Origin of the sequence: Leptotrichia rugosa (genome assembly GCF_041200005.1) — a bacterium.
Lineage (GTDB): Bacteria > Fusobacteriota > Fusobacteriia > Fusobacteriales > Leptotrichiaceae > Leptotrichia > Leptotrichia rugosa.
On the sequence record NZ_CP165644.1, the window covers coordinates 591,288 to 603,202 of the forward strand.

An 11,915-nucleotide genomic window follows, 5' to 3' on the forward strand; every position below is an offset into this window, starting at 1 on the left:
ATTAAGAAATTAAGAAATTAAAAAATTACAGAAATAAAGAAATAAAGAAATAAAATAAAAAGAATAAAAAGAATAAAGTAAAGAGAGTTTATTTTAAAACTCTTTTTTTAAATTTAATTTTATTAAAATAATCCTGATATTACTCCGTTCTCATCAATGTCAATTAACTCAGCCGCTGGTTTTCTTGGAAGTCCTGGATATCTATTATTTCTCCAGCCATTGCTACCAAAAATCCTGCTCCAGCTGATAGTCTTATTTCGTTTATCGTAATTTTAAATCCTTTTACCGTCCCAATAAGTTTGGGTTGTCAGAAAGTGATTTTTGAGTTTTTGAAATACAGATTGGGAGTTTGTCATAACCATTTTCCAAATATTTTTGAATATTTTTTTCGCTTTTGCAGAAAAGTTTACTCCGTCTGCTCCATAAATTTCTTTTGCAATTTTTTCAATTTTTTCTTGAATTGTCAGATCTAAATTATAAAGTGGAGCATACTTTTTAGATGAATTTTCATTTTTTTTGATAGCATCCATCACTTTTTCAACAAGTTCTTTTCCACCTTCGCCACCTTTTTCCCAAATTTCACAAAGTGCAACTTCAACATTTTGTTTTTTACAAAAATCTTTTATCACTTTAATTTCAGCATCTGTATCAGTTATAAACTTATTAATTGCAACAACAACTGGAATATTGTATTTTTGCATACTTTCGATATGTTTTTCCAAGTTTTCCAGTCCTTTTGCAAGGGTTTCACAATTTTCAGTTTTCAAGTCTTTATCGCCGCCGTGATGTTTTAGTGCTCTCACTGTTGCAACTATAACGATTACATTTGGTTCAAGATTTCCAAATCTAGCTTTTATGTCTAAAAATTTCTCAGCTCCCAAATCTGCTGCAAATCCAGCTTCTGTTACAACATAATCCGATAATTTTAGTGCCATCTTTGTTGCGATTAAAGAGTTACATCCGTGAGCAATGTTGGCAAATGGACCTCCGTGAATAAATACAGGGGTATTTTCCAATGTTTGAACTAAATTTGGCTTAATTGCATCTTTTAATAGAGCTGCAACCGCTCCTTGAATGTTTAGTTGTTTTACTTTCAACATTTCACCTTTTCTGTTATAAGCAAAGACAATCTCTCCAATTCTATTCTTTAAGTCGATAATTGAATCAGCTAGACAAAAGATAGCCATAATTTCTGATGCAACGGTGATTTGGAATGAATTTTCCCTAGGGATTCCATTTACTTTTGGTCCAAGTCCAATTACTATGTTTCTTAAATTCCTGTCATTCATATCCACAACTCTTTTAAAAGTGATGTTATTTACATCAATATCAAGCTCATTTCCAAAGTGAATGTGATTGTCGATACAAGCTGAAATAAGATTGTGCGCAGCTCCTATTGCATGAATATCTCCTGTAAAATGAAGGTTGATTTCTTCCATTGGAACAACTTGCGACATTCCGCCACCTGCAGCTCCCCCTTTCATCCCAAAAACAGGACCAAGCGATGGTTCTCTTAATGCTGCAATAGATTTATACCCAAGTTTATTTAACGCTTGAGTAAGTCCAACTGTTACAGTTGATTTTCCTTCACCGGGAGGTGTTGGTGTAACAGCTGTCATCAAAATTAATTTTCCGTCCTTTTTATTAGCATTTCTTTTCAAAACGTCAAGACTAACTTTTGCTTTATATTTTCCATAAGGTTCATAGTCGTCTTCACAAAGTCCAATACTTTGCGCAATTTCGCTAATTTTTTTTAATTTTGCCTTTTGAGCGATTTCTATATCTGTCATTCTTCCTCCTAAAAAAATTGTAATTTAAGTTTATTTTATTACTCAACATTTGTATTATACTAAAAAATGTTATTATAAGTCCAGCATTTTTGAAAAATAAAAAATAAAAGAAAGAGAGTTCAGGTTAAATTAAGAAAAAATTTTCAAAAAATACTTGATTTTTTTTTATAAATAGTATATAATTACACTTGATAGTAAAAAATAATTGAATTATTTAACTATAACCAAAGACAGTAGGTAGAATGGAAAATTCATAAAATCCTACCGAGGTAGTTGTAATGAATTATTGGAGTTTTTAGTATGAATTCTTATGATAGGTTTCGTTATAATAATACCTCTGGCTTATTGTTTTTGTTTCAGAGGCTTTTTTATTTGAGGAGGTGAATAAATTGCCAGCACAAGCAAAATTAGATGCAGTTAAAAAATTGACTGAAAAATTAAAAGATGCAAAAGCTATGGTTTTTGTTGATTATAAAGGAATCAGTGTTAATGAAGATACAGAACTTCGTAAAAATGCTAGAGAATCAAAAGTTGAATATTTTGTAGCAAAAAATAGACTTGTGAAAATTGCATTAAAAGAAGTTGGAATCGAAGCAGACTTTGATGACTTATTGGAAGGGACAACATCTTTTGCAGTAGGTTATGAAGATGGAGTTGCACCATCAAAATTAATTTACGAATTTGGGAATAAGTTAAAAGATAAATTAGTAATTAAAGGTGGAATGGTTGATGCCGAAAGAGTTGATGTTAAAACTGTTGAAGCATTAGCAAAATTACCATCAAGAGAAGAATTACTTGGTCAAGTTGCTTACGGATTGCTATCGCCAGTTAGAATGTTAGCTGTGGCGTTGACAAATGTAGCAGAACAAAAAGAAAATGGAGAACCAGCTGCTGAATAGCGGGCTGAAAAAATTAAAATAAAAATAATTTAGGAGGAAATAAAATAATGGCATTTAATAAAGATCAATTTATAGAAGACTTAAAAGCTATGTCTGTATTAGAATTAAAAGAAGTAGTTGAAGCTATTGAAGAAACATTTGGAGTATCTGCACAACCAGTTGCAGTAGCAGGAGGAGCTGCAGCAGGAGGAGCTGCTGAAGAAAAAACTGAATTTGATGTAATCTTGACATCAGCAGGTGGAGCTAAATTAGCAGTAATTAAAGAAGTAAGAGCAATTACAGGATTAGGGTTGAAAGAAGCTAAAGCATTAGTTGAAGATGGAGGAAAAGCAGTTAAAGAAGGAGCATCTAAAGAAGAAGCTGAAGAAATTAAAGGTAAATTAGAAGCTGCAGGAGCAACTGTTGAATTAAAATAGTTCGCTTAAGCCAAATCAATAGTTAAGACACTCTTTTGAAAGAATAGGGAGTGTCTTTTTCCACTATTTTATGTTTGAATATAAAAATTAAAGTATATTTATTGAATTTTTTATATAGTTTGATAAGTATATTTTGCAGTATAAAAAGAAAATCGTGTAAATACGGTCTTTTTTGTATTAATTTTTATGTTGAAATAAATTTAAGATTTAATTATTTTGTGAATTTTGAAAATAATTAAATATAAAAATCAAATTAAATAAGAACATTCAAGTAAAGTTTAATTTTTAAATTTAATTTTAATAAAAGTGAATATGTTCTATGACAGGGAGGAAATTTTTAAATGGACAAACTTATTGAAAGATATAGTTTTGGAAAAATAGTAGACAGAGGGGAAATGCCACATTTTTTAGAATTTCAGATAAATTCTTACGAAGATTTTTTACAAACAAAATTGCCACCTCAAAAAAGAGAAAATAAAGGGTTTGAGTCGATTTTTAACGAAATTTTTCCGATTGAATCAAGCAACGGACTGTTGAAATTAGAATATTTGTGGTATGAAATTCACGAAAATGACGAGCCATTAAACGACGAACTAGAGTGTAAAAAAAGAGGTAAAACATATTCCGGTCAATTAAAAGTTAGATTAAAATTAACTAATAAAAGAACAGGAGAAATTCAGGAAACATTAGTTCATTTTGGAGATATACCTTTAATGACAGATAAAGCGACATTCATTATAAATGGAGCAGAAAGAGTTGTCATTTCACAGTTACATAGATCTCCAGGAATAACTTTTAATAAAGAATTGAACATTCAGACGGGAAAAGATGTATTTATTGGAAAGATAATTCCTTATAAAGGAACTTGGCTTGAGTTTGAAACGGATAAAAATGATGTTCTTAATGTAAAAATTGATAGAAGGAAGAAAGTCTTACTTCCAGTTTTCTTAAAAGCAGTTGATTTTTTTGAATCAAACGAACAAATTATGGATGAGTTTTTTGAGGCTAAAACTATTGATTTGTCAGAAATTTATGAAAAATATAAGGGGAACGAGTTAGACGAAATTTTGCGTTTAAAACTGGAAGGAAGTTTTGTAAGAGAGGATATAATTGACGAAGAAACAGGGGAATTTATTGTTGAATCTAAAGAATTGATTGACGGAGTTGTCATTGAAAAAATATTGGATGAAAAACTTCAAAAACTTGATATTTGGGAAGTGAAACCTGAAGATAGAATTATTGCGAATGCAATGTTAAACGACAGCACAACGACAAATGATGAGGCTGTAATAGAAGTGTTTAGAAAGCTAAGACCAGGGGATTTAGTTACAGTTGATAGTGCTAGATCACTTGTAAAACAGATGTTTTTTAATCCTCAAAGATATGATCTAGCAGATGTAGGAAGATATAAAATTAATAAAAGGCTTAAAATTAATGTGCCAGAAGATGTAATTGTACTTACAAAAGAAGATGTTTTACACACAATTGAATATGTAAAAAATCTTGTGAGTGGGGAAGGATTTACAGATGATATTGATAACTTGTCGAACCGTCGTGTGAGAGGAGTTGGAGAACTTTTATCCATTCAGATAAAAGGCGGAATGTTAAAAATGTCAAAAATGGTAAGAGAAAAAATGACAATCCAAGATATTACAACTTTGACACCACAAAGCTTGCTAAATACAAAACCATTAAATGCGTTAATTCTTGAATTTTTTGGAAGTGGACAATTGTCGCAATTTATGGATCAGTCAAATCCATTGTCAGAATTGACTCATAAAAGAAGAATTTCTGCGTTAGGACCTGGAGGACTTTCAAGAGATAGAGCGGGATTTGAAGTGCGTGACGTTCATAATTCACACTATGGTAGAATTTGTCCAATAGAAACACCAGAAGGACCAAATATCGGACTTATCGCTTCACTTTCAACCTATGGAAAAGTTAATAAATATGGATTTATCGAAACTCCATTTGTAAAAATTAAAAATGGTAAAGCGGATTTTGATGACATTGAATATTTGGCAGCGGATGAAGAAGAAGGATTATTTATCGCACAGGCGGATACTCCTATTGACAAAGATGGAAATTTCTTAACAGATGAAGTTGTTTGCCGTTACGGAGATGAAATTGTGCATATTGACAAATCTAAAGTTGATATATTGGATGTGTCGCCTAAACAGCTTGTGTCAGTGTCAGCGGGACTTATTCCGTTTTTGGAACATGATGATGCCAATCGTGCGCTAATGGGGTCAAATATGCAACGTCAAGCAGTACCTTTGCTTAAAACAGAAGCACCTTATGTGGGAACAGGACTTGAAAGAAAAGTGGCTGTGGATTCTGGAGCAGTAATTACTTCACAAGCAACTGGAACAGTTACTTATGTCGACGCTAGAAAAATAGTTGTGACAGATGAAGATGGAAAAGAGTACTCACACAGACTTTTGAATTTTGAAAAATCAAATCAGTCTATGTGTCTTCACCAAAAACCAATTACAGATTTGGGGGCAAAAGTTAAAAAAGGTGATATAATTGCTGACGGACCTTCAACAGCTGGAGGAGATTTAGCACTTGGAAAAAATATTTTACTTGCGTTTATGCCTTGGGAAGGATATAACTTTGAAGATGGAATCTTGATTTCAGAAAGACTTCGTAAAGATGATGTATTTACTTCAATTCATATCGAACAATTTGATACTGAAGCAAGAACAACAAAATTGGGAGATGAAGAAATTACAAGAGAAATTCCTAATGTATCTGAAGAAGCGCTTAAAAACCTTGATGAAAATGGAATTATAAGAGTTGGAGCACACGTTGTCCCAGATGATATTTTAGTCGGAAAAGTTACACCTAAAGGGGAAACTGAACCGCCTGCCGAAGAAAAGTTACTTCGTGCAATATTCGGGGAAAAAGCAAAAGATGTGAGAGATACATCGCTTAGACTTCCACATGGAGTGAAAGGGACAGTTGTCGATGTATTGGAATTAACTAAAGAAAACGGAGATGACCTAAAAGCTGGAGTAAATAAATTAATTAGAATTTATATCGCTGAAAAAAGAAAAATAATGGTTGGAGATAAGATGTCGGGACGACATGGAAATAAAGGGGTAATTTCAAGAGTGTTGCCGATTGAAGATATGCCGCATTTGGAAGATGGAACGCCAATTGATGTCTGCCTTAATCCACTTGGAGTGCCATCACGTATGAATATTGGACAGGTATTAGAAGTTCACTTGGGACTTGCAATTGGAGATATTGACAAATATATTGCAACACCTGTATTTGATGGTGCTAGCGAAGATGATGTGAAAAATTATTTAGAAGAAGCTGGATACAGTAGAACTGGTAAAGTAAAATTAATTGATGGAAGAACTGGACAACCGTTTGACAATCCTGTAACAGTTGGTCGTATGTATATGTTAAAACTTCACCACTTGGTAGAAGATAAAATGCACGCCAGAGCAATTGGACCATATTCACTTGTCACTCAACAGCCACTTGGAGGAAAAGCTCAATTTGGTGGACAAAGACTTGGAGAAATGGAAGTTTGGGCATTGGAAGCTTATGGGGCATCAAATATCTTGCAGGAAATGTTGACTGTAAAATCAGATGACATCAGCGGAAGAACAAAAACTTACGAAGCAATCGTAAAAGGAGAAGCAATGCCAGAAGCAGATGCACCAGAATCATTCAGAGTGCTTATAAAAGAATTCCAGTCACTTGGATTAGATGTGGCTCTTTACGATAAAGATGGACAGCAAATTGAATTAGATAAAAATGTTGATGCATAAAAAAAGATAAAAAGTTTCCCGCTTTCTTTATCAAAAAAGTGGAATAAATAATATTGAGGAGGCTCTTATTAATGAGTATAAGAGATTTTGATAGTATTCAAATAAAACTGGCATCGCCGGAAAAAATATTGGAATGGTCATATGGAGAAATTACAAAAGCGGAAACAATAAATTATAGAACACTTAAGCCTGAAATGGAAGGGCTTTTCTGCGAGAGAATATTCGGACCTTCAAAAGACTATGAATGTGCGTGTGGAAAATACAAAAGAATGCGTTACAAAGGAATGGTCTGTGAAAAATGTGGAGTTGAAGTAACTACTTCAAAAGTCCGTCGTGAAAGAATGGGACACATTAAACTTGCTACGCCAATTGCACATATTTGGTATTCCAAAGGAACACCTAATAAAATGAGTCTTTTACTTGGAATAAGCACAAAAGAATTGGAATCAGTCTTGTACTTTTCTAGATATACTGTAACTGATCCAGGAGAAACGGGACTTGAAAAAGGTCAAATTTTGACTGATAGGGAATATAAACTTTATGAAAGTCAATTTAAAAATGAATTTACAGCAAAAATGGGAGCTGAAGGAGTTTTAGCGCTATTAGAAGAAATTGATTTGAAAGAGTTGGAACAAAAGTTGGAAAATGAAATGGATACGGAACATTCATCTCAAAAAAGGAAAAAAGTTATAAAAAGATTAAAAATAGTAAGAGATTTAATCCTTTCTGGAAATAGACCTGAATGGATGATTATGACTGTACTTCCTGTAATTCCTGCAGACTTAAGACCAATGGTGCAGCTTGATGGGGGAAGATTTGCAACTTCTGACTTAAATGACTTATACAGAAGAGTAATCAACAGAAATATAAGACTTAAAAAATTGATGTCGATAAAAGCGCCTGAAATTGTCATAAAAAATGAAAAGAGAATGCTTCAGGAAGCTGTTGACGCTTTAATTGACAATGGTCGTCGTGGAAAACCAGTAGTTACTCAAAACAATAGAGAGCTAAAATCATTATCTGACATGTTAAAAGGAAAACAAGGTAGATTTAGACAAAACCTTTTGGGGAAAAGGGTTGATTATTCTGGAAGATCGGTAATTGTTGTTGGACCAAGCTTAAAAATGAATCAATGTGGACTTCCTAAAAAGATGGCGCTTGAGCTATATAAACCATTTTTAATGAGAGAATTGGTACAAAGAGAATTGGCTTCCAATGTGAAAATCGCAAAAAAAATGGTGGAAGAAGAAGACGAAAATGTTTGGGAATTGATTGAAGAAATAATTAAAAATCACCCTGTGCTGTTAAATCGTGCGCCAACATTACATAGACTGTCAATTCAAGCGTTTGAGCCAATTTTAATAGAAGGGAAAGCGATAAGACTTCATCCTTTAGTATGTTCAGCGTTTAATGCCGATTTTGACGGGGATCAAATGGCAGTTCACTTAGTGTTGTCACAAGAAGCACAAATGGAAGCAAAATTACTTATGCTTGCAACAAATAATATTATTGCGCCATCAAGTGGAAAACCAATTGCAGTTCCTTCTCAAGATATGGTAATGGGATGTTATTATATGACAAAAGAAAAAAAAGGTGCAAAAGGAGAAGGAAAAGTATTTTCTAACAGAAATCAGTTAATTACTGCTTATCAAAGTGGAAAAGTGTCAGTCCATGCCTTAGTAAAAGTAAGAGTGGAAGATAAATTACTTGACACAACTCCTGGAAGATTAATGTTTAACTTAATCTTGCCGAAAGAAGTTAGAAATTATGGAATCACGTTTGGGAAAAAAGAATTGGCAAAATTGATTGCTGAGCTTTATAAAAGATATGGATTTGAGAAAACTTCAAGTTTACTTGATGATATTAAAGCATTTGGATTCCATTATGGTACACTTGCTGGAATTACAGTTGGAATTGAAGATTTAAAAATTCCTGAAACTAAAAAAGAAATACTTGAAAATGCTGAAAAAGGTGTAGCAGAAGTTGAAAAACAATATAAAGCTGGGGAAATTATTAATGAAGAAAGATATAGAAAAACAGTAAGTATTTGGGCAGAAGCAACTGAAAAAGTAACAAAAGATATGATGAATAACCTAGATGAATTTAATCCAGTGTATATGATGGCAAATTCTGGAGCCAGGGGTTCAATCGCACAAATGCGTCAATTAGGTGGAATGCGTGGACTTATGGCGGATACACAAGGTAGAATTATTGAGATGCCAATTAAAGCAAACTTTAGAGAAGGACTTAATATCTTGGAATTCTTTATGTCATCGCATGGAGCAAGAAAAGGACTTGCCGATACTGCATTAAGAACGGCGGATTCAGGATATTTGACAAGAAGGTTAGTTGATATTTCGCACGAAGTTATTGTAAATCACGATGACTGTGGATGTGAACACGGAATTGTCGTATCAGATTTGATGGATGCTGGGGAAGTTATTGAAAAATTAAGTGAGAGAATTTACGGTAGAACACTTGCAAAAGATTTGATTCATAATGGAGAAGTTATTGCGACTAGAAATACTTTGATTAACGATGAATTGATTAAAAAAATCGAAGAACTGGACATTCGTGAAGTGGAAATCAGAACGCCGCTAACTTGTAAATTAGAAAAAGGTGTTTGCAGAAAATGTTATGGACTTGATTTGTCTAATCATAAGGAAATTTTGAAAGGAGAAGCAGTTGGAGTAATTGCAGCTCAATCAATTGGAGAACCTGGTACACAGCTTACAATGCGTACTTTCCATACTGGAGGGGTTGCCACAGCGGCTTCAGTCCAATCTGACTATAAAGCGGATGTTTCTGGAAAAGTTAAATTTAGAGGTATTTCTACACTTGTAAATGAAGAAGGGAAAGAAATTGTCGTTTCTCAAAATGGACGTTTAATAATAGGAAAACATAGATATGAAATACAATCTGGTTCGATTTTACATGTGAAGGATGGAGATGCAGTCAAAAAAGGACAAGTGCTAGTTGAATTTGATCCTTATCAGACACCAATTATTACATCTGAAGAAGGTAAAGTTGAATTTAGAGATATTTATGTGAGAGAAAATATTGATGTAAAATATGGAGTTACTGAAAAAGTAGCAATAAAACCTGTGGAAAGCAGCGATGTAAATCCTAGAATCATAATTTATACAAAAGATAACAGAAGAGTGGAATATGCAGTTCCATATGGTGCATATTTGATGGTAAATGAAGGGGATATTGTTAAAAAAGGTCAAATTATTACAAAAATTTTGAAAACAGGAGAAGGAAATAAAGATATTACTGGAGGTCTTCCTCGTGTGCAAGAATTATTTGAAGCAAGAAATCCTAAAGGAAAAGCTATTTTATCAGAATTTGCAGGGCGTGTTGTATTCTCTGATAAAAAGAAAAAAGGTATGAGGCTAATCTTAATTGAAGATCCTGAAACTGGGGAATTAATTCAAGAATATACGGTTCCCGTAGGAGAACATCTAGTTGTAACTAATGAAATGTTAATTGAAAAAGGTGCTAAAATTACAGATGGACCAGTTTCACCTCACGATATTCTAAAAATTAAAGGACTTGTGGAAGCGCAGCAATTTATTTTGGAATCAGTGCAGCAAGTTTATCGTGAACAAGGGGTTACAGTAAACGACAAGCATATTGAAATAATAGTTAAACAGATGTTCCAAAAAGTAAAAATTAAAGAAGTTGGAGATTCTCTGTTCCTAGAAGATGAATTAATTGAAAAGAAAATTATTGAAAGAGAAAATGAAAAGTTAATTTCAAATGGGAAAAATCCTGCAACTTACGAACCTGTAATACAAGGTATTACAAAAGCTGCAGTAAATACAGAAAGCTTTATTTCAGCTGCATCGTTCCAAGAAACTACAAAAGTGTTGGCAAATGCGGCAGTTGAAGGAAAAATTGACAAACTTGAAGGAATGAAAGAAAATGTCATAATCGGTAAGAGAGTGCCAGGAGGAACTGGATTCAAAGATTACTTACATTTAGATGCCAAGTTAAAATCTGATATTGCTAGTGAAAAAGCAGAAAATCAGGAAGAAATGTTGGATGACAATGCTCAAGAAAATGGCGAAATTTCTGTTGAAGAATAGAAAATTATGATTAAAAAAATAAGGGAAATTTTAAATTTCCCTTATCTCATAATATAAAGTTAATTTTTATTTTCAATAATTTAAAAAGAATAAGGTGATTTTTATGAAAGGAAAATTAATTATTGTATCAGGACCATCTGGGTCAGGGAAATCAACGGTTACAAAATTGGTAAAAGATAAATTAAATATTCCACTTTCAATTTCTGCAACTACGAGAAAGCCTAGAAATGGAGAAATTGACGGAAAAGATTATTATTTTTTGACAAAAGAAGAATTTCAAAAAAAAATAAAAAATGATGAGTTTTATGAATTTGCAAATGTCCATGGAAATTATTACGGGACACTGAAAAAAACAGTGGAAGAAAATTTGGAAAAAGGACTTAATGTCATTTTGGAAATTGATGTGCAAGGTGCATTAATTGCAAAAGAAAAGAAAAAAGATGCGATTTTAGTCTTTTTTAAAACGGAAAATTTGGAAGTGCTGGAAAATAGATTGAGAAATAGGAAGACAGACAGCGACGAAGTTATAGAATTAAGGCTAAAAAACGCTAAAAAAGAACTTGAGTACGAAAAAAAATATGATTATGTAATTGTAAACAAAGAAATTGAGAAAGCATGCAATGATTTAATAAATATTATAAATTTATAAATATTGAAAGGAGAAAGTTTTTTTATAAAAACTTTTTAAAACAATGAAAAAAGAAAAAATAACGATAGATGAGCTATTAAAAAAAGTGCCGAATAAATATGAGTTGGCAATTATCGCAGGAAAAATTGCAAAGGCTGAATTTAAGAAAGATAAAGCAAAATTTGAAGTGATGGATGACGTTTTTTCTGACATCATGAATGACGAAGTTGAAGTTATCTATAATGACAACAAAAAAAAAGAAAATGAAGAAATTTAAAAAATTTTTTAATAAAGTATTGACTA

The 11,915-nt window shown here is 32.5% G+C and carries 7 protein-coding genes and 1 other annotated feature; of the genes, 6 read left to right on the forward strand and 1 reads right to left on the reverse strand.

Translation table 11 applies throughout. The features are described from left to right. Positions 1 to 272: 272 nt before the first annotated feature. The gene (locus tag AB8B22_RS03120; RefSeq protein ID WP_419951017.1) at positions 273 to 1,790 is read right to left on the reverse strand and encodes a formate--tetrahydrofolate ligase; all 1,518 of its coding nucleotides are present in this window, start codon (positions 1,788 to 1,790) and stop codon (positions 273 to 275) included. 206 nt (positions 1,791 to 1,996) lie between these two features. Continuing rightward, positions 1,997 to 2,169 (forward strand) — a sequence feature (ribosomal protein L10 leader region). Between the two features lie 10 nt (positions 2,170 to 2,179). On the opposite strand from AB8B22_RS03120, the gene rplJ reads away from it, so the two are divergent. From rplJ to rpoZ, 6 genes are all read left to right on the forward strand, one after another. Next, on the forward strand, positions 2,180 to 2,689 hold the full coding sequence (gene rplJ, locus AB8B22_RS03125; protein ID WP_094079064.1) for a 50S ribosomal protein L10: 510 nt from the start codon (positions 2,180 to 2,182) through the stop codon (positions 2,687 to 2,689). A gap of 47 nt (positions 2,690 to 2,736) precedes the next feature. Further along, positions 2,737 to 3,105: a 50S ribosomal protein L7/L12 gene (rplL, locus tag AB8B22_RS03130; protein ID WP_314082638.1), complete on the forward strand. Its 369-nt coding sequence runs from the start codon at positions 2,737 to 2,739 to the stop codon at positions 3,103 to 3,105. A 341-nt stretch (positions 3,106 to 3,446) separates the two neighbouring features. After that, positions 3,447 to 6,893, forward strand: a complete 3,447-nt coding sequence (rpoB, locus tag AB8B22_RS03135) for a DNA-directed RNA polymerase subunit beta (protein ID WP_369711630.1) — start codon at positions 3,447 to 3,449, stop codon at positions 6,891 to 6,893. 71 nt (positions 6,894 to 6,964) lie between these two features. Continuing rightward, on the forward strand, positions 6,965 to 10,984 hold the full coding sequence (gene rpoC / locus AB8B22_RS03140; RefSeq protein ID WP_369711631.1) for a DNA-directed RNA polymerase subunit beta': 4,020 nt from the start codon (positions 6,965 to 6,967) through the stop codon (positions 10,982 to 10,984). Positions 10,985 to 11,087: 103 nt separating this feature from the next. Then, positions 11,088 to 11,633 carry a guanylate kinase gene (gmk, locus tag AB8B22_RS03145; protein WP_094079060.1) on the forward strand — a complete coding sequence of 182 codons (546 nt, stop codon included), beginning with the start codon at positions 11,088 to 11,090 and terminating at the stop codon, positions 11,631 to 11,633. Between the two features lie 43 nt (positions 11,634 to 11,676). Next, positions 11,677 to 11,889, forward strand: coding sequence for a DNA-directed RNA polymerase subunit omega (rpoZ, locus tag AB8B22_RS03150; RefSeq protein ID WP_094079059.1), 213 nt, complete (start codon positions 11,677 to 11,679; stop codon positions 11,887 to 11,889). The last annotated feature ends 26 nt before the right edge of the window (positions 11,890 to 11,915 follow it).